General features: G+C 72.2%; 24 protein-coding genes and 1 pseudogene. 6 read left to right on the top strand and 19 right to left on the bottom strand.

The features are described 5' to 3' along the window. Window position 1: 1 nt before the first annotated feature. Entirely contained in the window at window positions 2-1,486 is a 1,485-nt protein-coding gene (glpK, locus tag AB0I88_RS23060; RefSeq protein ID WP_361027966.1) for a glycerol kinase GlpK, read from the bottom strand. Continuing rightward, complete coding sequence (locus AB0I88_RS23055; protein WP_361027963.1) at window positions 1,483-2,241, bottom strand: IclR family transcriptional regulator; 759 nt, start codon at window positions 2,239-2,241, stop codon at window positions 1,483-1,485. Before AB0I88_RS23055 ends, glpK begins: the two co-directional genes overlap by 4 nt. A gap of 81 nt (window positions 2,242-2,322) precedes the next feature. Here AB0I88_RS23055 and AB0I88_RS23050 point away from each other — a divergent pair, with 81 nt between their 5' ends. Both AB0I88_RS23050 and AB0I88_RS23045 read left to right on the top strand, forming a co-directional pair. Next, window positions 2,323-2,565: an FGGY family carbohydrate kinase gene (locus AB0I88_RS23050; protein ID WP_361027960.1), complete on the top strand. Its 243-nt coding sequence runs from the start codon at window positions 2,323-2,325 to the stop codon at window positions 2,563-2,565. Further along, window positions 2,562-4,268 carry a glycerol-3-phosphate dehydrogenase/oxidase gene (locus AB0I88_RS23045; protein ID WP_361027957.1) on the top strand — a complete coding sequence of 569 codons (1,707 nt, stop codon included), beginning with the start codon at window positions 2,562-2,564 and terminating at the stop codon, window positions 4,266-4,268. Before AB0I88_RS23050 ends, AB0I88_RS23045 begins: the two co-directional genes overlap by 4 nt. A 43-nt stretch (window positions 4,269-4,311) precedes the next feature. Here AB0I88_RS23045 and AB0I88_RS23040 read toward each other — a convergent pair whose 3' ends face one another. Together AB0I88_RS23040 and AB0I88_RS23035 are read right to left on the bottom strand one after the other, a co-directional pair. After that, window positions 4,312-5,010 (bottom strand): hypothetical protein, encoded by a 699-nt coding sequence (locus AB0I88_RS23040; RefSeq protein WP_361027955.1) that lies wholly within the window; start codon window positions 5,008-5,010, stop codon window positions 4,312-4,314. Window positions 5,011-5,054: 44 nt separating this feature from the next. Continuing rightward, entirely contained in the window at window positions 5,055-5,954 is a 900-nt protein-coding gene (locus AB0I88_RS23035; protein ID WP_361028107.1) for an AAA family ATPase, read from the bottom strand. Between the two features lie 198 nt (window positions 5,955-6,152). On the opposite strand from AB0I88_RS23035, the gene AB0I88_RS23030 reads away from it, so the two are divergent. Then, a complete protein-coding gene (locus tag AB0I88_RS23030; RefSeq protein ID WP_361028110.1) occupies window positions 6,153-6,323 on the top strand; it encodes a hypothetical protein in 171 nt (56 codons plus the stop codon). A gap of 3 nt (window positions 6,324-6,326) precedes the next feature. On the opposite strand, the pseudogene AB0I88_RS23025 reads toward AB0I88_RS23030, so the two are convergent. The 6 genes and pseudogenes from AB0I88_RS23025 to ald form a co-directional block, all read right to left on the bottom strand. Next, window positions 6,327-6,449: pseudogene (locus tag AB0I88_RS23025) on the bottom strand (hypothetical protein); the annotation flags it as partial. 363 nt (window positions 6,450-6,812) lie between these two features. Then, a complete protein-coding gene (locus tag AB0I88_RS23020) occupies window positions 6,813-8,039 on the bottom strand; it encodes an MFS transporter (protein ID WP_361027952.1) in 1,227 nt (408 codons plus the stop codon). Between the two features lie 33 nt (window positions 8,040-8,072). Continuing rightward, a complete protein-coding gene (locus tag AB0I88_RS23015) occupies window positions 8,073-8,744 on the bottom strand; it encodes a hypothetical protein (RefSeq protein WP_361027950.1) in 672 nt (223 codons plus the stop codon). Window positions 8,745-8,755: 11 nt separating this feature from the next. Beyond that, window positions 8,756-9,688: a ParA family protein gene (locus AB0I88_RS23010; RefSeq protein ID WP_361027947.1), complete on the bottom strand. Its 933-nt coding sequence runs from the start codon at window positions 9,686-9,688 to the stop codon at window positions 8,756-8,758. Window positions 9,689-9,839: 151 nt separating this feature from the next. Further along, window positions 9,840-10,754: a site-specific tyrosine recombinase XerD gene (locus tag AB0I88_RS23005; protein WP_361028104.1), complete on the bottom strand. Its 915-nt coding sequence runs from the start codon at window positions 10,752-10,754 to the stop codon at window positions 9,840-9,842. Beyond that, window positions 10,751-11,866, bottom strand: a complete 1,116-nt coding sequence (gene ald, locus AB0I88_RS23000) for an alanine dehydrogenase (RefSeq protein WP_361027944.1) — start codon at window positions 11,864-11,866, stop codon at window positions 10,751-10,753. The genes AB0I88_RS23005 and ald overlap by 4 nt, the downstream gene beginning before the upstream one ends. Before the next feature lie 91 nt (window positions 11,867-11,957). Between ald and AB0I88_RS22995 the strand changes: the two genes are divergently transcribed. Further along, the gene (locus AB0I88_RS22995) at window positions 11,958-13,169 is read left to right on the top strand and encodes a barstar family protein (protein WP_361027941.1); all 1,212 of its coding nucleotides are present in this window, start codon (window positions 11,958-11,960) and stop codon (window positions 13,167-13,169) included. 16 nt (window positions 13,170-13,185) lie between these two features. Here AB0I88_RS22995 and AB0I88_RS22990 read toward each other — a convergent pair whose 3' ends face one another. Next, a complete protein-coding gene (locus AB0I88_RS22990; RefSeq protein ID WP_361027938.1) occupies window positions 13,186-13,581 on the bottom strand; it encodes a PPOX class F420-dependent oxidoreductase in 396 nt (131 codons plus the stop codon). Between the two features lie 53 nt (window positions 13,582-13,634). After that, window positions 13,635-14,030, bottom strand: a complete 396-nt coding sequence (locus tag AB0I88_RS22985; protein WP_361027935.1) for a VOC family protein — start codon at window positions 14,028-14,030, stop codon at window positions 13,635-13,637. Window positions 14,031-14,134: 104 nt separating this feature from the next. Between AB0I88_RS22985 and AB0I88_RS22980 the strand changes: the two genes are divergently transcribed. Beyond that, window positions 14,135-14,740: a YdbC family protein gene (locus tag AB0I88_RS22980; RefSeq protein WP_361027932.1), complete on the top strand. Its 606-nt coding sequence runs from the start codon at window positions 14,135-14,137 to the stop codon at window positions 14,738-14,740. A gap of 37 nt (window positions 14,741-14,777) precedes the next feature. Here the strand turns inward: AB0I88_RS22980 and AB0I88_RS22975 are convergent, their stop codons facing one another. The 3 genes from AB0I88_RS22975 to AB0I88_RS22965 all read right to left on the bottom strand — a co-directional run bounded on the left by AB0I88_RS22975 (window position 14,778) and on the right by AB0I88_RS22965 (window position 17,647). After that, a complete protein-coding gene (locus tag AB0I88_RS22975) occupies window positions 14,778-16,034 on the bottom strand; it encodes an MFS transporter (protein ID WP_361027929.1) in 1,257 nt (418 codons plus the stop codon). Window positions 16,035-16,063: 29 nt separating this feature from the next. Beyond that, window positions 16,064-16,930 carry a CPBP family intramembrane glutamic endopeptidase gene (locus AB0I88_RS22970; RefSeq protein WP_361027926.1) on the bottom strand — a complete coding sequence of 289 codons (867 nt, stop codon included), beginning with the start codon at window positions 16,928-16,930 and terminating at the stop codon, window positions 16,064-16,066. 135 nt (window positions 16,931-17,065) lie between these two features. After that, window positions 17,066-17,647, bottom strand: a complete 582-nt coding sequence (locus tag AB0I88_RS22965) for a TetR/AcrR family transcriptional regulator (protein ID WP_361027923.1) — start codon at window positions 17,645-17,647, stop codon at window positions 17,066-17,068. Between the two features lie 103 nt (window positions 17,648-17,750). Between AB0I88_RS22965 and AB0I88_RS22960 the strand changes: the two genes are divergently transcribed. After that, window positions 17,751-18,935, top strand: coding sequence for a macrolide family glycosyltransferase (locus AB0I88_RS22960; RefSeq protein WP_361027920.1), 1,185 nt, complete (start codon window positions 17,751-17,753; stop codon window positions 18,933-18,935). A 305-nt stretch (window positions 18,936-19,240) separates the two neighbouring features. On the opposite strand, the gene AB0I88_RS22955 is transcribed toward AB0I88_RS22960, so the two are convergent. The 4 genes from AB0I88_RS22955 to AB0I88_RS22940 all read right to left on the bottom strand — a co-directional run bounded on the left by AB0I88_RS22955 (window position 19,241) and on the right by AB0I88_RS22940 (window position 25,058). Next, the gene (locus tag AB0I88_RS22955) at window positions 19,241-19,819 is read right to left on the bottom strand and encodes an NUDIX hydrolase (protein WP_361027917.1); all 579 of its coding nucleotides are present in this window, start codon (window positions 19,817-19,819) and stop codon (window positions 19,241-19,243) included. 1 nt (window position 19,820) lies between these two features. After that, the gene (locus AB0I88_RS22950) at window positions 19,821-21,500 is read right to left on the bottom strand and encodes a CTP synthase (RefSeq protein WP_361027914.1); all 1,680 of its coding nucleotides are present in this window, start codon (window positions 21,498-21,500) and stop codon (window positions 19,821-19,823) included. 217 nt (window positions 21,501-21,717) lie between these two features. After that, window positions 21,718-23,949 carry a hypothetical protein gene (locus tag AB0I88_RS22945; protein WP_361027911.1) on the bottom strand — a complete coding sequence of 744 codons (2,232 nt, stop codon included), beginning with the start codon at window positions 23,947-23,949 and terminating at the stop codon, window positions 21,718-21,720. Further along, window positions 23,946-25,058 carry a glycosyltransferase family 4 protein gene (locus AB0I88_RS22940; protein WP_361027908.1) on the bottom strand — a complete coding sequence of 371 codons (1,113 nt, stop codon included), beginning with the start codon at window positions 25,056-25,058 and terminating at the stop codon, window positions 23,946-23,948. The genes AB0I88_RS22945 and AB0I88_RS22940 overlap by 4 nt, the downstream gene beginning before the upstream one ends. Between the last annotated feature and the right edge of the window lie 317 nt (window positions 25,059-25,375).

The following is a 25,375-nucleotide window of genomic DNA, read 5'->3' as shown; positions in this document are numbered from 1 at the left end:
ATCACCGCGGCCCGTCCTGGTCGGCCGGGCTGAACATGATCGCGCACTCCACGGCACGCCGCCAGTTCGCGTGCCCGGCGGCCCGCCGGTCCGGGTCCAGGCGCGGGCTCCAGCGGCCGGCCAGGTGCCGGTTGGCCCGCAGGTCGCGCTGGTCCGACCAGTAGCCGACGGCCAGCCCGGCCGCGTAGGCGGCGCCCAGCGACACCGTCTCGGCGACCATCGGCCGCAGCACCGGGACCTCGAGGAAGTCGGCGACGATCTGCATCAGCAGGTTGTCCGCGGTCATCCCACCGTCCACGTTGAGGGCGGTCAGCGCCAGCCCGGCGTCGGCGTTCATCGCGTCGACCACGTCGCGGGTCTGCCAGCCGGTCGCCTCCAGCGCCGCGCGGGCCAGGTGCGCCTTCGTGATGTACGAGGTGAGGCCCACGATGACGCCGCGCGCCTCGCTGTGCCAGTAGGGTGCGAACAGGCCGGAGAACGCCGGGACGATGTAGCAGCCGCCGTTGTCGCGTACCGTCCCGGCGAGGGTTTCGATCTCCGCGGCGGTGCCGATCAGGCCCAGGTTGTCGCGTAGCCATTGGACCAGCGAGCCGGCGATCGCGATCGAGCCTTCCAGCGCGAAGACCGGTGGCTCGCGGCCGATCCGGTAGCCGACCGTGGTGATCAGTCCGTGGTCGGACCGGACCGGTTTCGTCCCGGTGTTCATCAGCAGGAAGCCGCCGGTGCCGTAGGTGCACTTGGCCTCGCCCGGCTCGAAACAGGTCTGCCCGAACAGGGCGGCCTGCTGGTCGCCGACGGCCGCCGCGATCGGCACTCCGGGCAGCACGGTCTCGGCGGTGCCGTAGATCTCGGCGGACGACCGGATCTGAGGCAGCATGGCCCGCGGGATCCGGAACAGCCGCAGCAGGTCCTCGTCCCAGTCAAGATCGTTCAAGTTCATCAGCATCGTACGGCTGGCGTTGGTGACGTCGGTCAGATGCCGTCCGCCGGTCAGGTTCCAGATCAGCCAGGAGTCCATCGTCCCGAACAGCACGTCGCCCTTCTCGGCTCGGGCGCGGAGACCGTCGATGTCGTCGAGCAGCCACTGGATCTTGGTGGCGGAGAAGTAGGTGGCCGGCGGGAGCCCGGTCCGGCTTCGCATCAGATCAGGGTCCAGGCCGGAGGGATCGGTGCGGGTGTCCTGCCACACGATCGCCGGGGCGACGGGCGTGCCGGTCGCCCGGTCCCACAGCACGGTGGTCTCCCGCTGATTGGCGATGCCGATGGCGGCCACCTCGGACGGCTGCACTCCGGCCTCGTGCAGCGCCCGCCCGATCAGCCGGCGCACGTCCCGCCAGATCCGCGCCGCGTCGTGCTCCACCCACCCGGGCCTCGGGTACGACTGTGGATGCTCGGCTTGCGCGACCGCCACCACGGTGGCCCGGCGGTCGAACAGGATGCACCGCGTCGACGTCGTGCCCTGGTCGACGGCCAGCACGTAACTCACCCCCGCACCTCCCGGGAGATCGACCGGGCGGTGGCCAGCACGTGGTCGACCAGCGCGGGCCGGGCCTGCCGCCGGGTGCCGGTGAGCCGCTCCACCGGGCCGGCGATCCCGACCGCTCCGACGACCAGGCCGCCCGAGGTGCGTACCGGGGCGGCGATCGCGGCCAGGTCCGGCCGCCACTCACCGGCCGACAGTGCGCAGCCCCGGGCGCGGATCTCGCCGAGTGCCCGGACCAGCGCTTTCGGGTCGGTCACCGTCCTACGGGTGTACGCGTCCAGCCCGCCCGCCACGGCCGTTTCGGTGGCGGCGGCGTCGTGGGCGAGCAGCACCTGGCCGAGCGCGGTGGCGTGGGCGGGCAGCCGGACCCCGGTGTCCAGCGACTGCGCCGGGTCGTCCGGCCGGAAGACGTGGTGCACGACCACCACCTCACCGTCCCGGAGCACGCCGAGCCGGACCTCCTCGCCGCTGCGGGCGGCGAGCGCGTCCGCCCAGTTGAGGGCGCGTCCGCGCAGTTCGTTGGCGTCGATCCCGGCTGAGCTCAGGTCGGACAGTCCCCGGCCGAGCCGGTAGCGGGCGGTCCGCGGGTCCTGTTCGGCGAACCCGACGTGTTCCAGGGTCCGCAGGATGCCGTGCGCGGTGGATTTCGGCAGCCCGAGCGCGTCGGCGATCTCCTTGACCCGCAGCCGGCCGGGTCTCGCCGCGAGCAGCCGCAACACCGCCGAGGACCGCTCGATGGACTGGATCAGGCCGGGCACGTGCGACATTGTCGCACGGGTCGCGTTGCCGCGCCCCGGATCGCTCCCTAACGTCGCGCTCGTCGAGGACGGGAGGCACTTGTGGCGCACCACATCGGCGCACTCGATCGGGACACCACCAGCACCCGGTTCATGGTCTTCGACCGGGCCGGTCACGAGATCGGCCGCCACCAGCTCGAACACCGGCAGATCCAGCCCCGCCCCGGGGCCGAACACGATCCGGCGGAGATCGGGGAAGACACCCTCAAGGCCGTCGCGGGGGCTCTCGCCGACACCGGGCTCGACCGGGTCAGCGTCGGCCGACCGGTTTGGAGAAGAGAATGAGAACCGGAGTGATCTCACCGGCGAGCCGGGTGCGGGCACTGGCCGCCCTGTCGTCCGGCGAGAAACTGGACGTGCTGGTCGTCGGCGCCGGCGTGGTCGGCGCCGGATCGGCGCTGGACGCCGCCACCCGCGGCCTGTCGGTCGGTCTGCTGGAGGCCCGCGACTTCGCGAGCGGAACCTCCGGCCGGTCGAGCAGACTCATCCACGGCGGCCTGCGCTACCTGGAGATGCTCGACTTCAGCCTGGTCCGGGAGGCCCTGCGGGAACGCGGCCTGCTGATCCAGCGGCTCGCCCCGCATCTGGTCCGCCCGGTGCCGTTCCTCTACCCGCTGCAGCACCGGGCCTGGGAGCGGCTCTACGTCGGAGCGGGCGTCGCCCTCTACGACATCCTGGCCCTGTCCGGCGGCGGCGCGGGCGTGCCGGTGCACCGGCACCTGAGCCGGGTCGAGGCGCTCAAGGCGTTCCCGTCGCTGCGGCCGGAGACGCTGGTCGGCGCGATCCGCTACTACGACGCACAGGTCGACGACGCCCGGCACACCATGTTCCTGGTCCGCACGGCCGCCGCGCACGGCGCGCACGTGGCGTCCCGCACCGAGGTGATCGGCTTCCTGCGGGAGGGCCGCCGGGTCACCGGCGTCCGGGCCCGCGACCTGGAGACCGGCGCCGAGATCGAGATCCGCGCCCGCACGGTGATCAACGCGACCGGCGTGTGGACCGGCGACAGCCAGGCCCTGCTCGCCGGCGAGCCCGCCGAATTCGAGATCACCGCGAGCAAGGGGATCCACCTGGTGGTGCCGCGCGACCGGATCGCCGGCCGCACCGGCATGATCCTGCGTACGGCCACCAGCGTGCTCTTCGTGATCCCGTGGGACCGTCACTGGATCATCGGCACCACCGACACGAGATGGGACCTCGGCAAGGCGGATCCGGCGGCGTCCGGCAAGGACGTCGACTACCTGCTCGACGAGGTCAACAAAGCCCTCGCCACCCCGCTGACCAGGGACGACGTGCAGGGCGTCTACGCCGGGCTGCGCCCGCTGCTGTCGGCGCGGGCGACCGGCACCGCCGAACTGTCCCGCGAGCACGCCGTCGGCAACCCGGTGCCCGGCCTGATCGTGGTCGCCGGCGGCAAGTACACGACGTACCGGGTGATGGCCCGGGACGCGGTCGACGCCGCGGTCCGCGAACTCGCCGCCCGGGTGCCCCCGTCCTGCACCGACCAGGTGCCGCTGCTCGGCGCCGAAGGCTACCGGGCCGCGTGGAACCGGCGCGCCGCCCTCGCCCGTGCACACGGCCTGCACGTCACCCGGGTGGAGGAACTGCTCCGCCGCTACGGCACCCTGGCCGACGAGGTGCTCGCGCTCATCGAGGACGACCCGTCACTGGGCCTGCCGCTGGACGGCGCACCCGGCCATCTGCGCGCCGAGATCGTCTACGCGGCCGGCCACGAGGGCGCACGGCACCTCGACGACGTGCTCGTACGGCGTACCAGAATCGCCTTTGAAACGCCCGATCGCGGGGTCGCGGCAGCCCGCCCGGCCGCCGCGCTGATCGCGCCGGTCCTGGGCTGGTCGCAGGCCGACGCCGACCGGGAGGTGGCCGCCCACGAATCCCACGTGATCGCCGAACTCGCCGCCCAGACCCAGCCCGACGACGAGTCCGCCGACGCCACCCTCCGCGGCACAGCCCTCACCCCCGCCTGACCGGCCCCGGCGCTCCGGCGTGCGAAGGGGCACGCCGGAGCGCTCACCTCAGCAACGCGCTCCGCACCACCGGGTCACGCAGGATCGGCACGATCTCCGGCACCTTTCGGAAGACCACGGCCGTGCCCGGCGAGTCGGCCTGGCGCAGCATGGCCTGGCACACGTCGGCGCAGGGCTGCTCTCTGATGATCTGCACCAGGACGTCCGGTTCGTAGGGGCCCGTGCCCGACTCGGCCGCACGCCACTGCCGCAGGCACATCACCACCACACCGAACGCCTGCCGCCGGCCGCGCGCCAAGATCGGACGGTTCAGGCCGAACACCTCGATGCTGCGAGCGCCCTTCTCGGTCAGCGGCCGGTACTCGCCGACAGACAACGACAGCAGAAGATGATCGAACGGATCCTCGGCGCTCGGGTCGATCAGCAGTGGCCGCCCCTCGCCGTCCACCGGAAACCGGTCGCGTTTGTGGTGGCTGTTGCAGTGCGAACAGGCGAGCAGGTGGTTGAGCCAGTCGAAGGTACGCAGCGGGTTCCTGGCCAGCGGCTCGTGGTGGTCGATGTCGGTGCCCTGGTTGTCGCCGCAGTACATGCAGCGTTCCGCGCCGGGTGCCATGCTTGCGAGAACCGTCCGGACCGGTGTGGTCACGTCGTCCCTCGTGCTGCTTCGGCGCCAGATCTGCCGCGCCGTCTCTGTCCGGCTGCCGCTCCGCGCCGCACGGATCTCCTCGGTCAGAACCACCATGCGGCTGCACACCTCGGTGGGGAGGCGGCTTCGGGCGATCGGGATCACCGCTCTCGATTCTCCCGATCGGCGATGATCCGGGCCGCGAGCTCCTCCACCCGCGCGCCCGGGGAACTGGTGAGCGTGTCGCGCAACTCCTCGTAGCGGCGCACAGCGTCGGTCCCGGCCCGGCCGACGAGGACGTCGGTCTCCAGTTCGACGAGCTCACGGCGGAGGCGAAGGGCCTTGTCCGAGTACGGAGTGTCGACGCCGAACAATTCCGACATGACCGCGTCGTCGCCGCTGCCGTAAACGATCCGCTCGTACAGGTCACCGCTCACGATCCGCGGTGGCTCGTCCTCGTCGGGTCCGGGCAGACGAATGAGCCCGTTCTCGTCGGCGGCCTGGCAGATGTACGGGCTGTGGGTCGTGACGATGAACTGGATCCGCGGGAAACGCGCCTTCAGCCATCCGCCGATCCGCTTCTGCCAGGACACATGCAGGTGGGCGTCCACCTCGTCGATGAGAACCACACCGGGGGCGGTGATCACCACCGATCCGTCGTGTTCCTCCGCCGGAAGGCTGCCGTAGGCATCGTGGATCTGTTTGAGGAGATCGACGACGAGTGCGGTCACGGCGCGGTAGCCGTCGCTCATCTCGCGAAGCGCGAATCTGGTCCCGTCCCGTTCGACCCAGAGCCCTTCAGAGTCGACATCGCAGACCCGGTAGCCGTCCGGCAGGAGCCCGTCGCCGAGTACCGCCAGTGCGGCACGCTTGAGAGCTTCCGCACCCGGACGCCGCTCGAAGGCGCGCAGATGTTGCTCGATCAGCCAGGCCACACCGTCAGCCAGCGATGCGTCCTCGTGGAAGAGGCTGGCCATGCGGGCCGCCGAGACGCGGCTCGACACCAGCCGTTGAGCGTCACCGGACCCACCGGTGAGCCGCCGGAACGGTCCGTACCCCACACATAGCCATCCCGCGGGACTGCTGCTCCAAGGTCCGTGCCGGGCAGCCTCCGCCTCTGGCTCCGGGGTGTACGAGCCCGGACCGTCGGCACCGTAAGCCACCGGCATCAGCATCGGCTGATTCTCCGGACGGCCCGGCACCGACGACGGCGTCTTCACCCACATCAGTCCGGTGCGGAATGATTCAAGAGCCCGAACGTGGCCGTCGTCGAAACGATCGGCGTCAGCGTCGAACGCGAATCGCACGACCGCCATGCCGCCTCGCGCGCCGACGGAGATCCAGGAGGCGAAATCGGCGACCAGGTTCTGAGCGACGCGCTGGCCGGCGGTCGCCAGTGCCACCGCTTGAAGAAGCGAGGTCTTGCCTGAACCGTTGCGGCCGGCGATGACGGTCCATCCGGCCAAGGACCCGTCAGGCCGGGTGAGATCCAGCGCGACGTTTCGAGCGCCATGGAAGCCCCGAATATCCGTTAGCTTGATCTCCTTGATGTACATGGGGGCCAGATTAGCGAGCAGTGGCCTGCCTCTCCCGTCCCATCAGACGTAGCCCGTCCGCAGGGCTGAAACATCGGCACAGATGGGGATCTCCCAACGGGTGCAGGAGCCTGACGTGGCTGCTCGTGACTGAGACGATCGCGCACGCTGTGGGACCGGACCGACAGCGCCTACGAGAGCATCGGCGACGGCGAGCCGCTGCTGTTCGTGCGCCCGCCCAGCGCGGCTGACCTCACCCGCGCACCACTCCGGCCCCAGCACCGCCGGAATGTCCGGCTCCGGTCCGAGGGTCGCCCGCCGCCCGGGTGGCGTGGCGCGACGGGCCGACGGCCTGGCGGGGCCGGTCTGCGGGCGGGAACCAGGTCAGTGGTGGGGGCCGGGGACCCGGCGTGGGGTGGCGCAGCGGGGCGGGGGTGGAGTGCGTGGGCGCGACGGCGAGCGGGGCCGGCGGATGTGGGTGGCCGTGCCGAGGGCGAAGGCCACCGCCGCGGCGACGGTCACGCCGCAGCAGAGCGAGAGCGTGCCGGCGTAGCCGAGGATCTCGACGGCGCCGCCCGCGACGATGCCGGCGATGACCATGCCGGCCGTGGTGGCGTTGGCGAACAGGGTGGTGGCGCGTCCGGTCGCCGGGGCCATCACGTCCTGGAAGTAGCGGATGCCGGCCGCGCCGACGATCGCCACCGCGAGGCCGCGCACCACCTGGCCGGCCAGGAGCAGGGGCAGGCCGCCGGCGAGGATGGTGAGGGCGAAGAAGAACACGAAGCAGCCCATCCCGGTGAGGATGACCAGCCGCTGGCTGACGTGGCCGGGCACGGCGGCGAGGATGAGCGCGGCCACCACCTCGACGGCCGCGCAGACGCTGAACAGCAGGCCGACGGACGAGTACGGCTGATGCAGTTCCCGGGTGACGAACAGTGGCATGGCGACGGAGCCGGCGAACATCGCGGTGAAGAAGAGGGTGACGCCGGCGGTCAGCAGGACGGTGGCGGTACGCGACAGCGGGCCGCCGACCGGTCCCCGGGCGGGGACGCCGGCCGGGTGGCCGTGGCCGGGGGCCGGGACCGCGGCGAGCACCCAGACCGCCGCGACGGCGAGGACGGCTCCGGCGGCGCGCGGGATGGCGACGTGCCCGGCGCTGGTGAGCACCACGGTGCCGAGCAGAGGGCCGAGCGCCCAGGCGAGCGACCACACGGATCGCAGCAGCGGCACCGACCGGCGGGCCGCGGGGCCGTCGCCGAGGACGGTCCGGGCCAGCGCGAACAGTTGGGGGAACGCGGCGGCGAGGGCGCCGAGCAGGGTGACGGCCAGCAGGATGAGCAGTGGGAACGAGGTGATCACGGTCATCAGGCAGAGGGCTGCGCCGCCGGAGAGCATGGCCGCGGCGGCGTAGCCGCGGGATGGTCGCCGGTCGAAGCCGCGCCCGGCCAGCCAGCTCAGGAAGATGCCGCCGACACCGTGGACGGAGACGAAGACGCCGGTCTGCCACGGGCTGAGCCCGGTCACATCGGTCACGAACAGGACGAAATACGAGCCGACCATCGAGTCAGCGACGCCGAGCAGCAACACGGCGACAGCGAGTGACATCGACATCGCTCACACAGTAGCTGTGCCGAGCGGGAAAAATCAGGCCCAGATCTGCAGGAAGAGTGCACCCAGGATGTCGATGATCACGATCAGGATGGGGTAGCCGGTCGGGAAGAACGCGCAGATCAGGAGGATCAGGACACCGATGTTCTTGTCCTCGAACCAGAGCCGCATCCAGTTCATCCCGGCGCCGGGATGGCGCAGAGCGTTCCACAGGATGCCGAACCCGTCCAGAGGCGGAATCGGGATCAGCGCCAGCAGCCCGAAGGCGAGCAGGCCCACCCCGAGCGACAGGACCACCTGCTGCGCGTACGGCAGGAAACCCGCCCCGAACAGCACGGTGCCGAGGCTCAGGCCGTCGAGCTGATTGTCCGGGAAGGCCAGCGCGTACCCCGCGATGACCACCTCACCGGCCAGGATGCAGGCCACCGGCCCGGCCGCGAACACCGCGGCCGCCCGTCCCCGGCCCCGCCAGCGGGACACCTCGTCGACCGACACCGACCGGCCCCAGCCCGCGCCGCCGACCGCCACCGCGACCGCGCCGAACGGGTCGATGTCCTCCCGCGGCCGCAACCGCAGCGACTGCCGGCGCTCGGCCAGCCCGACGGTACGCGCGGTGAACCGCATGGCCGCGGTACGAAGCCACAGGGCCAGCAGGAAAGCGGCGAGCAGTGCGGCGAACGCCACCGGTTCGCCGAGCGCGAAGAGCACGGGTGTGTGACCTAGCCTCGATCTGCCTGGGCTGCGATGACCTCGCGAGCGAGCTGACGGTAGTTACGGGCGCCGGAGGAGGCGGGATCCAGCGTAGTGATCGGAGCGCCCGCCACGGTCGACTCGGGGAACTTCACCGTCTTGGTGATGACCGTCTGGTACACCTTGTCGCCGAACGCCTCGACCACACGCTGCAGCACCTGACGGCAGTGGGTGGTGCGGGAGTCGTACATCGTGGCGAGGATGCCCTCGAGCTCCAGGTCGAAGTTGAGCCGCTCGCGCACCTTGTCGATGGTGTCCAGCAGCAGGGCCACACCGCGCAGCGAGAAGAACTCGCACTCCAGCGGGATGAGCACGCCGTGCGCGATGGTGAGCGCGTTGATCGCCAGCAGGCCCAGCGAGGGCTGGCAGTCGATCAGGATGAAGTCGTACTCCTTGCGGACCGAGCGCAGCGCCCGGGCCAGCGCCATCTCCCGCGCCACCTCGTTGACCAGCTGGATCTCGGCCGCCGAGAGATCGATGTTGGCGGGCAGCAGGTGCAGGCCGGCCACATCGCTCTTGATGATGACGTCCTCGGTGGTGACGTCGTCCTGCATGAGCAGGTTGTAGACGCTCAGGTCGAGGTTGTGCGGGTTGACGCCGAGGCCGACCGAGCAGGCGCCCTGCGGGTCGAAGTCGACGAGCAGGACCTTGCGCCCGTACTCCGCGAGGGCGGCGCCGAGGTTGATGGTGGTGGTCGTCTTGCCGACGCCACCCTTCTGGTTCGCCAGGGCGATGATCCGCGCCGGGCCGTGCTTGTCGGTCGGCATCGGCTCGGGGATCGGACGGCGCATCGTGTACGCCGTGGGATCGGCCGGGCCCAGGTCGGCGCCGAGATCCAGGGAGGTCTGCTGTTCCCGGAGCGCGGAAGTCCAGGCCTCTGCACGCTCGCCGTTCCCTGACATCGCCCTCGCCCCCTTCCGACCGGTGTCGTGGACCCCGCTTTGACAGCATCTCCGCCGCGGGGCTAGCACAGTCGATGCCCGACTGTACGCCACGGGCACCGCCCCATCGGGATCAGCCGTTCGGCGTGTCGCGCCTACGCATCCATAGCCTCTAACGAGCCCGCGGGTGTGCGGTCGCGTACACCTCCCGGAGGCGCTCGACGGTCACCAGGGTATACACCTGCGTCGTGGTGACCGAGGCGTGTCCCAGCAGTTCTTGCACCACCCGTACGTCAGCTCCGCCGTCGAGCAGATGCGTCGCGTAGGAGTGACGCAGCGTGTGCGGGCTGACCGCGTACGGGCCGTCGACGGGGAGTCCGGCCGCGGCGGCGCAGCGGTGCAGCACGGTCCAGGCGCTCTGGCGGGACAGCCGGCCGCCACGGGCGTTGAGGAAGACCGCCGGGGTGCCACGGCCGGCCGCGATCAGGGTGGGCCTCGCCCGTACCAGATAGGCCTGCAACGCGGCCCGCGCGAAACCGCCGACCGGGACCAGTCTGGTCTTGCCGCCCTTGCCCCGCAGGACCACCGCCGGGTCGGCGTCGAGTGCCAGGTCGTCGATGTCGGCGCCGACCGCCTCGGAGATCCGCGCCCCGGTGCCGTAGAGGAATTCGAGGATCGCCCGGTCGCGCAGCCCGAGCGGGGAGTCGCCGTCGGGGACCGCGAGCAGCCGCTCCACCTGGTCCACGTCGATGGCCTTGGGCAGGCGTCGCGGGGGCGCCGGCGGGCGTACCCCGGCGGCCACGTCGTGCGGGGCGAGGCGCTCGCGGACCGCGAAACGGTGCAGCCCGCGGACCGCCGACACGGCCCGGGCCGCGGACGCCGACGCGAGCCCCTCCTCGCGCAGCCGGGCCAGGTGGGCGGCCACGTCCGACTCCCGGACCCCGGCCATCTCGGTGATCCCGGCGGCGGTCAGCCCCTCGGCGTAACGCTCCAGGTCGCGCCGGTAGGAGGCGAGCGTGTTGGCCGACAGCGCCCGTTCGACGCCGAGATGGTCGAGATAGGCCTTGATCGCCAGGTCCGGGCTCAGCGGAGCACCTCCGTCAGGGCGATCGACCGCATCCCGTGCGCCTCCGCGACCGGACCGTAGACCACCTCGCCGTCGAACGTGTTCAGCCCGGCGGCCAGCGCCGGATCGCCGCGCAGGGCGTCGCGCCAGCCGTGGTCGGCCAGTTCGAGAGCGTACGGCAGGGTCACGTTGGTCAGCGCGTAGGTGCTGGTGTGCGGCACCGCCCCGGGCATGTTGGCCACGCAGTAGAACATCGAGCCGTGCACCGGATAGGTGGGATCGTCGTGGGTGGTCGGATGCGAGTCCTCGAAGCAGCCGCCCTGGTCGATCGAGATGTCGACGAGCACGCTGCCCGGTTTCATCCGCGCCACCAGATCGCTGGAGATCAACTTCGGCGCCTTCGCGCCCGGCACCAGCACGGCGCCGATCACCAGGTCCGCGTCGAGCACGGCCTTCTCGATCTCGTACGCGTTGGACGCGATCGTCTGGATGTGCCCGCGATAGTCGGCGTCCACCGCCCGCAACCGGGCCACGTTCTTGTCCAGCAGCAGCACCTCGGCCTGCATGCCGAGCGCGATGGCGGCCGCGTTCAGCCCGGACACGCCGGCGCCGATCACCACCACCTTCGCCGCGTACACCCCCGGGACGCCACCCATCAGCACGCCGCGGCCGCCACGTGTACGCATCAGGTGGTACGCGCCGACCTGCGGGGCGAGACGGCCGGCCACCTCGGACATCGGGGCCAGCAGCGGCAGCGAGCGGTCCGGCAGCTCCACCGTCTCGTAGGCGATCCCGGTCACCTTCCGGTCCAGCAGCGCGTCGGTGCAGTCCTTCGACGCCGCCAGATGCAGGTAGGTGAAGAGCACCTGCCCGGGGCGCATCCGCGGGTACTCCTCCGGGACCGGCTCCTTGACCTTGAGGATCAGCTCGGCGGACTCCCAGACGGCGTCCGCGCCGGGCAGGATCGACGCTCCGGCGGACCGGAAGTCGCCGTCGCCGATCGACGATCCGTCACCGGCTCCGGACTGCACGGTGACCTGGTGTCCGGCTCGGACGAGCTCGTAGACGCCGGCCGGGGTGATCGCCACCCGGTGCTCGTTGTTCTTGACCTCGGCGGGTATCCCGACCCTCATACCGCGCCAGCGTACGCCTGACCTGCGAATCTTTCCCGACTCGCGCACCGGTGTCCCCCGGTCGGCGGTCCGGGCTGTACGGTTCCACCCGATGAGCGGCTTTCCCTGGCTTCTGGTGGACCAGAACAGCGACGACGGTGAACTCGTCATCGCCGCCTGCTCCGACATCGACGGTCTGTTCGTCGATGTGCCGCAACCGCCGGTCGAGCGGTACGGCCTGCTCGGCTGCGAGCCGGCCGGCCGGCTGCGTGACGCCTGCGACGGGCTGGGCCCCGACTGGCTGGGCAATATCGGTCTGGACGCCATCCATCCGCCGCACTCCAAGCATCCGGCGCACTGCTGGCACTGCGCCGAGGAACTGCTCGACATCACCGTGCTCGACGCCCGCCCGTCGCCGCTCGGCCGCCGCCTGCTGGACGTGACGCTGGAGGGCCGGCTGCGCATCGAGGAGCTGGCCCGGTTCGCCCGCGGTGCCGACCGGGCCCCGGAGGCCGACGGGTACCTGCTGGTCGGCGTCACCGGCCACGGCGACGAGGACTTCGGCTCCTGCCGTGAGGTGGACGGGGTGTTCCGCAGCCGGCCCGCACCGTCGCCCCGGGGCGCCACCCTGATCGGCTGCCGTCCCGAGCCACCGCTGCAACGGGCCCTGGACGCCCTGGCCCGCGGCGGCGCCCGGCGGCGGCGCTGGATCCAGGCGTCGATCTTCAGTGTGGACCGGGACGGCACGGCGGTCGGCATGGTCGGCGCCACGATCGGCGCGGAGGTCGCCGGGGTGCGCCCGTCCCGGCTCGGCGACGGCCTGCTCGACGTCACCCTGGAACCCACGTACGGCGACGCCATCGGCGGCCCGCGCCCGACCGGGGCCCGCGCCGTGTGGCACCGCTGGCGGGCCGGCCGCCCGGACGTGGTCGGCGAGTGGGCCGAGTACGACGCCGACCTGCGCCACGAGTGGGCCGGCGTGGCGCTGGCCCATCACGAGCACGGTCGCCCGGACCGGGTGGCCGGGGCGACGTACCACCTGGCCGGGCGGCACATCACCGACGTCGAGGGTTTCTTCTGCGCGATCGGCGAGGCGATCAACGGCCCGGGCGGCTACTTCGGCTGGAACCTGGGCGCGCTGCACGACTGCGCGGGCGGCGGCTGGGGCGCGGCGCCCGGCTTCCGGCTGGTCTGGCACGACTCCGAGGTGGCCCGCGCCCACCTGGTGGCGGGCTACGACCGGCGCTGGTGGACGCCGGCCGTCACGATGGACGACCTGCTCGGATATCTGGCCGACTCGAACGTCGAGGTGGAGTTGCGCTGACCGGCCCGCCCGCCCGTCAGACGCTGACGTTCCGCTTGCTCGCGGTGAGTGTGTGCGCGTCCCGGTCGGGTTCGTCGAGGCCGAAGGCGATGATGCGCCGCGGGTGGATCCGGATGATCGGATCCGGACCGTCGAGCGCCTCCCCGTGGCCGCGGATCTCCAGGCAGCGCACCCGCCACGGGTTCACCGACGGCACGTCGTCGACCACGAACGCGACCCGGCCGTTCTCCGCCACGTTGCGGTACTTGCGGCTGGCCGCCATCTTCCAGCCCCGGATGTCGATCGTCGCGGTCTCCGCGTTGTACGTGTAGCCGACCGGGCTGACCTGCAGCGTCCCGTCCGGCTGGACCGTGGCCAGCCGGCCGAGACGCTGTTCGGCGAGGTACGCGAGCTCCTGCGCGGTGAATACCATGCCCCCACCCTGAAACATCAACGAAGGTTGAGGTCAAGAGCGGCGACGGCGGGTCAGCCGACGAAGACGCAGAACACGTGGCCGGCCGGGTCGGCGTACACCCGAAGGGGCTCCTCGGGATCGTCGGAGCGGTCGAAGCGCAACGTGCCGCCGAGGCCGAGCACCCGCTCGTGCTGGCGGTCCAGCTCCTCGACCGAGCCGACGGCGGTGTCCAGGTGCATCTGCTGCGGCACGTCGCCGTCCGGCCAGGTGGTCGGGCGTACCCCGTCGGTCTGCTGGAACGAGAGCCGGTAGGAGCCGTCCGGGGCCCGCAGCCGCAGCCAGTCCTTGTCGGCCGGCGGCTCGTCGCCCTCGAGATACTCCAGGCCGAGCAGCTCCCGGTAGAACTCGGCCAGGCGACGGGCGTCGGGGGCGTCCAGCACGAAGGCTCTGAGCTGTGGAAATGTCATGTCCGGGTGGTACCCCCCTACGATGAATCGATGCGAGGTGAGCGCCGGGATCGCCGTCAGGGCACCGCCGGAGGGCTTGTCGAGGCGATCCGGCGGGCCGGCCGATGACGCTGATCAAATGGGTGACCTGCGCGGTCGGTGACGCGGGCCGGTTCCACACCGGCCAGTCCGTCTGGGGTGAGCTGCGTGCCCAGCCGGGATTCCTGGGCCAGACCGGCGGCTGGAGCCGCAACACGCCCGGCTGCGCGCACGTTTTCGGACTCTGGCGGGACCGCGCGGCGTACCGGGCGTTCATGGCCGGGCCGCACGACCGGCTCGCCGCCGCACAGGCCGGAAGCTACCGCTCCATCGAGGTGCGCCTCTTCGAGGTGATCGAGACGGGCCTGTCGCCGGCCGCGCTGGTGCGGCTCGCCCACTGCCGTGTCCATCCCGGCCTCGACCACGATTTCGTGCGCGTACAGCACACCGTCTGGACCCCCGGCATGGCCGCCGCCCCCGGTTTCCGCGGCTGCTCGTTCGGCACCGCCGACGCGCCCGGCCGTCCCGGTCAGGTGGAGTTCCTGGTGCTGTCCGGCTGGGCGTCCGCCGCCGACCACGACCGGTACCGCCGGGATCACTTCGCCGGCCTGTACCGCCGCTCCGGGGCGGCCGGCCACCTGGCGGCGATCGACGGCGACCTGATCGACATGGTCCCGGAGTGGACCGTCTAGCGCGGCGCCGGTCCCCGTCGGTACGCCCGCGACGACTTCACGATGAGGGCTGGACGGCGGTGCCGGCCGTGTTGCGGGGTGTCCGTTCGACCCAGCGCACCACCGGCAGGCAGGCCGCCCCGCACAGCGCGAAGACCCCGGCGATCACCCACCAGCCCCAGCCTCCGGTCTCGATGGCCAGGATGGTGAACCCGGCGGGCCCGGCCATCTTGGCGAGCCCGCCCACCGACCGGCTCATGCCCACGTAGGCGCCACGCTGCCCGGGGGGCGGGATCTCGGTGTGCAGGTACCACTGCGCCGACGACACCCACAGTTCGGTGCCGGTGAACAGCACCACGGCGACGGCCAGCACGGCCACCGTCACCCACCCGTCGGTACGGCCGCTGAGCGCCACGATCGGGCAGGCCACCGCGGCCGCGATCGCCGACCGTCGCAGCAGGCGGGTGGCCCCGGGCAGGGTGTCGGCGCCGCGTGACGCGCGCACCTGCAGCAGCACGGCCAGGACGGTGTTCAGCGCGACGAGCGCGCCGAGCACGGGTTTCGGGGCGTCGGTCATGGTGATCGCCCACAACGGCATGATCTCCGCCCAGATGGTGCTGTGCAGCCAGAGCACCCCGAACAGCACGGCCAGGGCGGTGAACGAGCGGTCCCGGAGGACACCCCACGGGCTGGGCCGGGTCTCGCCGGATCCGGGGGCCGCCTCGGCGTGCGGCATCCGGGACACGAAGAACGCGTTGAGGGCGGTGCCCGTGGCCGCGGTCAGCACCAGGACGAGCAGGCCGGGGCGGGAGTCGAGGGCGAGGGCCGCGGCGGCGATGCCGGATCCCACGGTGAACCCCACGTTCAGGTACGCCCGGGCGAACGCCATGACGCGTACCCGGCCCTCCTTGGGCACGACGGCGGCCGTGTAGACGACCCGGCCCGCGTTGGCGAGCGTCTCGGCCGCGGTCTGGGCGCTGATCACCAGCAGGAACAGGACGAACCCGTCGGCCAGCGGGTAGCAGGCGAACGCGACCGCCTCGGCGACGGCCCCGGCCACCCAGGCGCGCCGGCCGCCGAGCCGGTCGGCGAGGTGCCCGAACGGCAGCGACCCGGCCAGCCCGACGAACCCGGCCACGGACAGGCCGATGCCGATCTGGATCGGCCTCAGGCCGACGTACAGGCTGAAGAAGACCACGCTGCCGGTGAGGAAGGCGCCGTTGCCGACCGCGTAGAGCGCCGACTGTGCCGCGAGCGCGCGCGGCAGCCCCGGCGGCGGCAGCACCTTCCCGAGTTTCCCCCATAACGCTTCCATCAACGTCTATAAGATCATTGGCTCTCGTCTCAGAAGAAGAGGGGCAGCAGAACGAGGGCGTTCGTCGCACCGTGCACCACGAAGATCGCCCACGGGTTGCGGTAACGCGACCACAGATAGCCGGCCATCAGGCCCAGCCCGCCGGTCGACACGATCAGCCCGAGCGCCGTGCCGAACACCTCGCCCTCGACCAGGCGGTAGGCGTGCATGGCCACGAACAGCAGCGTCGCCGCGACGATCGCCGGCCACCGTCCCCACAGCGCCTCGAACCGGGTCTGCAGCATCATCCGGTAGAACCACTCCTCCAGGACGGAGGCGGTGAGCAGGGAGAAGATCGCCGCCGCGGCCAGCTCGGCCCGGTTCCACCCCGCGTAGCCGGAGACGTCCGTGCCGCCGCCGACCAGCGGGCTGTAGAAGAACAGATACCCCCACACCAGGATCGCCGGGACCGGGCCCAGCCAGTACCACAACCTCGGCACCCGCTCCCGGTGCGCCCGGCCGGGCCGCCGCCCCCCTTTGATCCGCCACAGCACCAGCCACCCGCCGCCGAGCAGCACCAGCACCTTGAGCAGCGGGTACACGTCCTTGAGCCCGGCCGCCCGCACCGCGACGGCCAGCACCGTGAACAGCAGTGCCACCACGGTCAGCCAGCGGGCCTGCCGGCTCAGCACGGCCCGCGGATCGCCGCCGGCGATGTCGAGCACCGGCAGCACGGGCGGGACGAGCCGGATCAGAATCAGACCCACGAGGTACGGCACGACGATGGCCGCCAGGGGCACCGCCGCGGCCTCGTCATCGGCCGACGTGGTGATCGAGGTGTGCCCGGTGAGCAGCAGCAGAATCGGCGCACCGGCGAGGACCGCCAGGCCCGCGACGGTCAGTGCCCTGGTTCGCATCGCTCCATCATGGAGGTTCCGGCGCTGCGTTCGGGGCCCCGATCGGGGCGCCCGGCGGATTTGACCGACATCCGACTTCGGTCAGGGACGGCACATTCCGATCGAGGAGGACGAAGGACGCTCGCCCGGGGAGTCTCACCGGGGGCGTAACGCGGCCAGTCCCAGTTCGAGCAGGCCGTCCGCGTACTCCTCGGTGAGCGGCCCGGTCCGCAGCATCCAGCGGTGGTACATGGGGCCGATGAACAGCTCGACGGCCTGATCGAGGTCGGCGTCCGCACGCAGGGCGCCGGCGTCGCGGGCGGACCGCAGCCGGTCGGAGATGGTGGCGAGCTGCGGCCTCAGCAGCCGGTCGCGCACCTGCTCGGCGAAGGTCTCGCTGCTCAGCGCCTCGACGGTGAGCGCCCGGGTGGTGGCCGACAGCCCTGGGTCGGCCAGCTCGGCGACGATCGCCCGGATCACCGGCCGCAGATCCGCCTCCAGGTCGCCGGTGTCCGGCAGTGGTGGCGGCTCGGTGGCGCTCGCCTGCTCGACCAGCGCGTCCAGGACCACCGCGCCCTTGCCGGACCACCAGCGGTAGATGGTCTGTTTGCCGACGCCGGCGCGGGCGGCGATCGCCTCGACGGTCAGATCGGGGTATCCGGACTCGTGCAGCAGGGCCAGGGCGGATTCCAGGATCGCCCGGCGGGACCGTTCGCTGCGGCGGGTGACGTTGGGCATGGCGCGGATCCTACCTCGAAACGAGACGCTACGTATCGTCTTGACAAGCTGCCCGGGAAACGAGACGCTACGTCTCGTCTTGCTAGCGAGTCAGGGAGTACCGATGCCGCACATCGCCATGGTCAGCATCCCGGCGCCGGGCCACGTCAACCCGAGCATCGAGGTGATCCGGGAGCTCGTCGCCCGCGGCCACCGGGTGACCTACGCCAACGACGCGAGCTGGGCGGAGGCCGTCGAGGCGACCGGGGCCGAGTTCAAGCCGTACCGTTCGACGCTTCCGGCCGCCGGCAACGGCGCGGACGGCGACATGATCGACCATCTCACGCTCTTCCTCGACGACGCGATCGCGATGCTTCCGCAGCTACGGGAGGCGTATCAGAACGACCGCCCCGACCTGTTCCTCTACGACATCGCGGCCGCGCCCGTCCGGCTGCTCGCCGAACAGTGGGGCATCCCCGCCGTGCAGATCTCCCCCACCTACGTGGCCTGGGACGGCTACGAGCAGGACATGGCGCCCTACGTCGAGCAGATGCGCGCCGACCCGCGCGGCGCCGACTACTACCGCCGCTTCGAGCAGTGGCTCACCGGCAACGGATCCTCGATCACCGACAGTGCCGCCTTCCAGGGCCGCCCCGATCGCGCGCTGGTCCTCATCCCCCGGCACATGCAGCCGAACGCCGACCGTGTGAACGACGAGGTCTACACGTTCGCCGGGCCGGTGCTCGGCGACCGCGCCGATCAGGGCACGTGGACCCGCCCGGCGGACGCCGGGAACGTGCTGCTCGTCTCACTGGGCTCCGCCTTCACCGAGCACCCCGAGTTCTACCGGCGCTGCGTCCAGGCCTTCGGCGACCTGCCCGGCTGGCACGTCGTACTCCAGATCGGCTCGAAGGTCGCTCCGTCCGAACTCGGCGACGTGCCCGCGAACATCGAGGTCCACCCGTGGGTGCCGCAACTGGAGATCCTGCGCCGGGCGGACGCGTTCCTCACCCACGCCGGCATGGGCGGCAGCGTCGAGGGCCTCTACTGCGGCACCCCCATGCTGGTCGCGCCGCAGGCCGCCGACCAGTTCGGCAACGCCGACCGGCTGATCGAGCTGGGCGTCGCCGCCAAGATCGACACCGGCTCCGTCACCGCCGATCAGTTGCGCTCCGAGTTCCTCACCCTGATCAACGATCCGGGGGTACGCGAAACGAGCACCCGCATCAGCAAGGAACTCCACGCGTCCAGCGGCGCCGGATACGCGGCCGCCGTCATCGAGGCCGAACTCGCCACCCCCGCCGAATGAGCCCCGGCCCGCACACGCCGGCACGGACACGCCACCGCCGGCCGTACCCCGGCACCCACACGCCGGCACGAACGACGACCACCGTCGGCCGTACCCGGGCACCACACGCCGGCACGAACGACGACCACCGTCGGCCGTACCCCGGCACCACACGCCGGCACGAACGACCACCGCCGGACGAGCCCGGCACCCACACGCCGGCACGGACGACGACACCCGGCCGATGAGTGCCCGGCCCCGCCCGCGAACGCGACAGCGGCCGCCCGGAGACTCCGGACGGCCGCTCGACGGCAGGGGTCACCGGCTCAGCGGGCGCCGAGCAACGTCCAGCCGGAGTCGCGGGCCCGGGCCGCGGCAAGCAGACCGCCGACCGCCGCCGCGTTGGTGATCTCGCCGCGGAAGACCATGGCGACGCACTCGTCCAGGTCGACGAGCCGCACCTCCAGGTCGGCCTCCTCGGCGGTCCGGACGTGCCGGTCCGCGTCGGCCACCGGGGACAGGTCGCGGGCCAGGAAGACGCGGACGTACTCGTCGGCGAAACCGGGCGAGGTGTGCAGGTCGATGAGCGGCTCGATGCGGCCGGCCGTCAGGTCCGCCTCCTCGGCGAGCTCGCGGGCCGCGGTGAGCGACTCGTCCTCGCCGACGACGTCGCGGAGCCCGGCCGGCAGCTCCCACAGGTGCTTGCCGACCGGGTGCCGGTACTGCCGGATCAGCACCACCCGGTCCTGCTCGTCGAGGGCGACGACGACCACGGCGCCACGGTTCTCCACCACGTCACGGGTGGCGGTGCCACCGTCGGACATGGTGACCTCGTCGGTGTAGACCGAGAAGATCGCGCCGTGGTACCGCTCGGCCCGGGACACCGTCTCGTGCGCGAACGCCATCTCAGGAGGCCTCGACCGGCAGCTCGTCGGCGGCGGCGTAGGCGATCGCCGCCTTGACGAGGCCGTCGAAGAGCGGATGCGGCCGGGTGGGCCGGCTCTTCAGCTCCGGGTGCGCCTGGGTCGCCACGAAGTACGGGTGCGTCTCCCGGTCCAGCTCGATGAACTCGACGAGCCGGCCGTCCGGCGACGTGCCGGAGAAGACCAGGCCGGACTGCGCCAGCTTGTCACGGAAGTCGTTGTTCACCTCGTAACGGTGCCGGTGCCGCTCGGAGATCTCGGTGGCGCCGTACACCTCGGCGACGATGGAGCCCTCCGTGAGCTTGGCCGGGTAGGCGCCCAACCGCATGGTGCCGCCCATGTCACCCTTGCCGGCGACGATGTCCTGCTGGTCGGCCATCGTCGAGATGACCGGGTACTGGGCCTGTTCGTCGAACTCGACCGAGTTGGCGTCGGCGAGACCGGCCAGGTTGCGGGCCGCGTCGATGGTCATGCACTGCAGACCGAGGCACAGGCCGAGGATCGGGATCCGGTTCTCCCGCGCGTACCGGGAAGTGTTGACCTTGCCCTCGATGCCGCGGACGCCGAAGCCGCCCGGGATGACGATGCCGTCGACGCCCTTCAGGGCGGCAGCGGCGCCGGCCGGGGTGACGCAGTCGTCGCTCGGCACCCAGCGCAGCTTGATCTTGACGGTGTTGCCGAAGCCGGCCGCCCGGATCGCCTCGCTCACCGACAGGTACGCGTCGGGCAGGTCGACGTACTTGCCGACCAGGGCGATGGTGATGGTCCGCTTCGGGTGGTGCACCCGCTCCAGCAGATCGTTCCAGGTCTTCCAGTTGACGTCCCGGAAGGACAGACCCAGACGGCGTACGACGTACGCGTCGAGGCCCTCGTCGTGCAGCACCTTCGGGATGTCGTAGATGCTCGGCGCGTCCGGGCAGGCGATGACGGCTTCCGCGTCGACGTCGCAGTAGAGCGCCAGCTTGTGCTTCATCTTCTCCGGGATCTCCCGGTCGCTGCGGCAGATGAGCGCGTCCGGCTGGATACCGATGTTGCGCAGCGCCGCCACCGAGTGCTGCGTCGGCTTGGTCTTCAGCTCACCCGACGGCGCCAGGTACGGCACCAGCGACACGTGCAGGTAGAAGACGTGGTCGCGGCCGACCTCGTGCCGGACCTGGCGGATCGCCTCGAGGAACGGCAGCGACTCCATGTCGCCGACGGTGCCGCCGACCTCGGTGATGACCACGTCGGGAACGTTGCCGTTCTCGTCCGGGTCGGCCATCGCGAAGATCCGGCTCTTGATCTCGTTGGTGATGTGCGGGATGACCTGCACGGTGTCGCCCAGGTATTCGCCGCGCCGCTCCCGGGCGATGACCGCCGAGTACACCTGGCCGGTCGTGACGTTCGCCTTGCCGGAGAGATCCCGGTCGAGGAACCGCTCGTAGTGGCCGACGTCGAGGTCGGTCTCCGCGCCGTCCTCGGTGACGAACACCTCACCGTGCTGGAACGGGTTCATCGTCCCGGGGTCGACGTTGAGGTAAGGGTCCAGCTTCTGCATCACGACGCGGAGACCGCGGGCGGTGAGCAGATTGCCGAGGCTGGAGGCGGTGAGGCCCTTGCCCAGTGAGGAGGCGACGCCCCCGGTGACGAAGATGTGCCGCGTGTCGCGCACTGTAGAGGCCAACGCCCGCTCCCGTGGTCGCCGATGTTCCGGTTCGTGCGGCCGGGGCCGGGCCCCATCCACGGGAGTTCACCGTAACACTGTTTGCCGGAGCCGCCATGTTCGGGCTGGTCGGCGTGCGTGTCAACGGGGCCGGTTCACGGCCGCCCCCCACCGCGGCCGGCCCGGGGAAGGACTATCATGCGCCCGCACCGCCGGAAACGGGCCGCGTTTTGTCCCGTCACCGCACCGGTACCGGATCATCGTCCGATTTGCGCAGCAGCGGCCCGCCGGGCCCGTCGGTCTCGCCCGGCGGCGGAGTCCGGTCCGCGGCGTGCAACAGCACCCGCAAGGCGGTGAGCACCGCCACCGGCACCGCGGCGGCGGCCGCCGCCCCGGCCACACCGAGAGCCGTGCCGCCGAGCACCCCGGCGATCAGCGTGGCCACCACCGTCCCGGCCACCCCGGCGCGGACCGCCGGATGCAGCCCGTAGACCCGGTTGAGGCCGCCCCACGGGGAGAACTGGCAGAACACCAGCATCGCCGCCCCGAACAGGGCCAGCAGGCTGAGCGGGCTGCCCAGCAGCGCCAGACCGTTCGCCGCGGCGGCCCGCTGCATGGCCGGACCGGCGGTGCCGTCACCGAGCGCGGTCAGGAACCGGCCCAGGGTGCCCTGCTCCAGCGGCGCCCGGCTCAGATCCAGAACGGCGAACGTGATGGTCACCGCGATACCGGTCATCGCCGCCCAGGCGAACCGGGGAAAGGTCAGCCAGCCGCCGGTGCTGATCGCGGCGGCCACACACACCCCGGCCGTGACGGCGATCGCCCCCACCGGGTCCGCCCCCAGGTACGGGCTGCCCACCATGACCACGCCCAGCCCGCCGAAGGTGACCACGATCAGCGGCCGCCACCGGCGGCTCACCCACTGCGCCAGCGACCCGGCCAGCAGCAGCAGACCGGCCACGAAGACGCCCAGCCCGACACTGCCCAGCCCGGCGTACCGCACCCCGTGGATGGCCGAATACCCGGCGACCCCGTTGAGCTGCAACCGCGCCCCGGTGATCAGATCGACCGCCACCACCAGCACGCTGATCGCGGCGACCGCCGCCATCGGCCACAGGGTCCGCTCGTAGCGGGGCGCCATCCGGATCAGCAGCGTCCCGGCGGCCATCAGCACCGCCGTCGCCGACCCGAACATCCACGCCGGGTGGTCGCTGCTCCACCACGGCACCACGTCGGCCAGCAGCGCCGCCGGGATGGCCAGCCCGGCCGCGATCAGCGCCAGTTCGGCCAGCGACACGAGGCGGCGCGGCGGCAGCGGCGGCCCGAGCGGCCCGGCGTGCCGGCGTGCCCGGATCAGCACCGGGATCACCGCGGCGAACAGCACCAGCTGCACGATCGCCAGCACGGTGAAGAAGATCTCGGTGACACCGCGCTGGGCGATGGCCCGGCGGTCGGCGTCCTGCGCGCCCTGCATCGCCTCGGCCGGGTCACCGGGCCGGTCCGGCAGGACGGTGGCCGCGTACCCGGCGAAGAGTTTCTCCGGGGCCGGACGGCCGAGCGCGGACAGCACGGTCGGCGCCAGGTCGACCAGCTGGAGGTAGCCCTCCCGGCCGGTGCCGGCCGACGTGAGCCAGCCGTCCTCCCAGCCGGGTCCCTCGGCGATCGCCACGTGCAGGCGCGAGGAGGTCTCGGTGTCGGCGAGGCCGGCGATCAGCATCAGCGAGCGCGGTGGCCGGGCCGCCAGGACCCGGGCCAGGGTACGGTCGGCGGCCGTCACCGCGGCCTCCCGCTCCGCACCCGACCCGGCGATCGTGCCGAGGTCGATGAAGTTGAGCACGCACTCGCTGAGCAGCTTCGCCGGATCGCCGGGCAGCTCGGGCACGTACCGGTCGACGCGCCCGAACGGGCGGGCCGCGGCGATCGCGGCACCCGGGCCGACCGCCACCGAACAGCGCACCGACTCGGCCAGGGCGCCCGGGGTGGTCCCGTACGGCAGCCGGTTCTGGTTGACGCGTACCACGTTCTGCTGGTCGGTCAGGTTGGCGCCGATCCCGTCCGGCCGGGTCAGCCGGGGTTCCGCCGCCGGGCACCGGCCGTTGACGGCCCGGGTGTCCCAGGCCGCGTAGTTGCCCGCGCCGAGGGTCAGCCAGCCGTCCGACGGGCAGGTGACGGAGTGCGCGGAGCGTACCGAGAGCCAGCCCACCGAGCCGGCGGCCGCCTCCTGCCACAGCGCCGGGGTGCGCTGCGGATCCAGGTCCTCCCAGCGCAGCCCGGCCGCGGCGGCCACGATCACGTAGTCGGCGTCGCCGCGGCGCTCCTGCTCGGCCGGGCGGAACGACAGGCCCACGACGGCCGCCGCGACCACCACGGCGATCAGCACGAACGGCACCCAGGCGCCCACCATCGGGCCGCGTGGGGTGCCCGGTGGCCGGACCCGCCGGACCCGGTCGAGGCTGCGTGAAGCGGTCACCGGCGGACCGCCGCGACATCCGCGTAGGCCGAGCGCACGTCGGCGACCACGGCCGCCTCGCCCGGCCAGGTGGCGGCCTGCCGTGGGCCACGGGCCGCGTAGTCGGCACGCAGCCCGGGATCGGCCAGCAGCCGCCGGACCGCGCCGTCGAGGGCGTCCAGGTCGTTCGGCGGGATCTGCACCGCCGCGTCGCCGACCAGTCCGGGCAGCCCGCCGACCGCCGTGGTGATCAACGGCACCCCGGCGTGCAGCGCCTCCTGCGCGAACAGCTGCCGCGCCTCCCAATCGCTGGTGATCACCGCGAGGTCGGCGCCGGCCAGCAGATCCGGCACGTCGGTGCGGTGCCCGAGCAGGTGGACCTCGGCGTGCACCCGTGACGCCCGCTGCGCCAGCGGCATGTAGCTGGGCCCGGACCCGGCGATCGCCACCACCGGCGCCGGGTCCAGCTCCCGCCAGCGGGCGGCGGCGTCGATCAGCAGATCGTAGTTCTTCTGCGGGTGCAGACGGCCGACCGACAGGATGAACGGCGTCTCCCCGCGCAGCCGGAACTCGGCGCGCACCGCGCCGCGGGACCGTTTCGGCGGCGCGAGCTGCGGCGTCGCGACCGGGCCGAGCCGCGCGTTGCGCGCACCGAGCGCGACGGCCCGCTGCACCAGATCCTCCGACGCGCCGAGCGTCAGCACCGCGTTACGCGCCACGATCCGCTCCAGCAGGGCGCCGGCCTGGCCTTTGAGACCACGCGCGAGCACCGCGTTGTGCCAGGTCACCACCAGGGGTACGCCGGTCCGCGCGACCGAGGCCACGAAAGCCGCCCGCAGCCCGTGCGCGTGGATCACGTCGGCGTCCCGCCCGGCGATCGCCCGGCGCAACTGCCGGATCGCGCCGGAGTCCTGCGGTCCGGGGTCGGCGGGGATCTCCACGATCGAGTACTCGATGCCGCTCGCCGAGAACCCGAAATGCTGATCCACCGCGCCCGGCCCGCACACCAGCACCCGGCACCCGTCGGCGACCAGGCCACGGGCGAGCGAGGCGACGTGCTGACCGATCCCGCCGGTACTGGACGCGACCACCAGCACGACCGAGCCGCGCCACTCCTCGTCGCTGCTCACGACCCCGACTACCCCTCTCCTCCGCCGACCGCCGCGCGATCGCTGGCCCTGCACCGGCCGGCGTCCGCTCCGGCCGGCGTTTCCCTGACCGACGCCTGCGCCGACCCCGGCCCGCACCGACGGTCGGCCGGCCCGGATTCCGTTCCGGCTCCGTTTCCGGTCCCGTTTCCGTTCCCGATTTCGATCCCGGTCCCGGTCCCGATTTCGATCCCGGGTCCGGGTCCGGGTCCGGGTCCGGGTCCGGCTCCGGCTCCGGCTCCGGCTCCGGCTCCGGCTCCGGCTCCGGCTCCGGCTCCGGCTCCGGCTCCGGAATTGTC

Origin of the sequence: Actinoplanes sp. NPDC049802, from assembly GCF_040656595.1 — a bacterium.
GTDB lineage: Bacteria > Actinomycetota > Actinomycetes > Mycobacteriales > Micromonosporaceae > Actinoplanes.
This window is presented reverse-complemented; position numbering and strand designations above follow the sequence as displayed.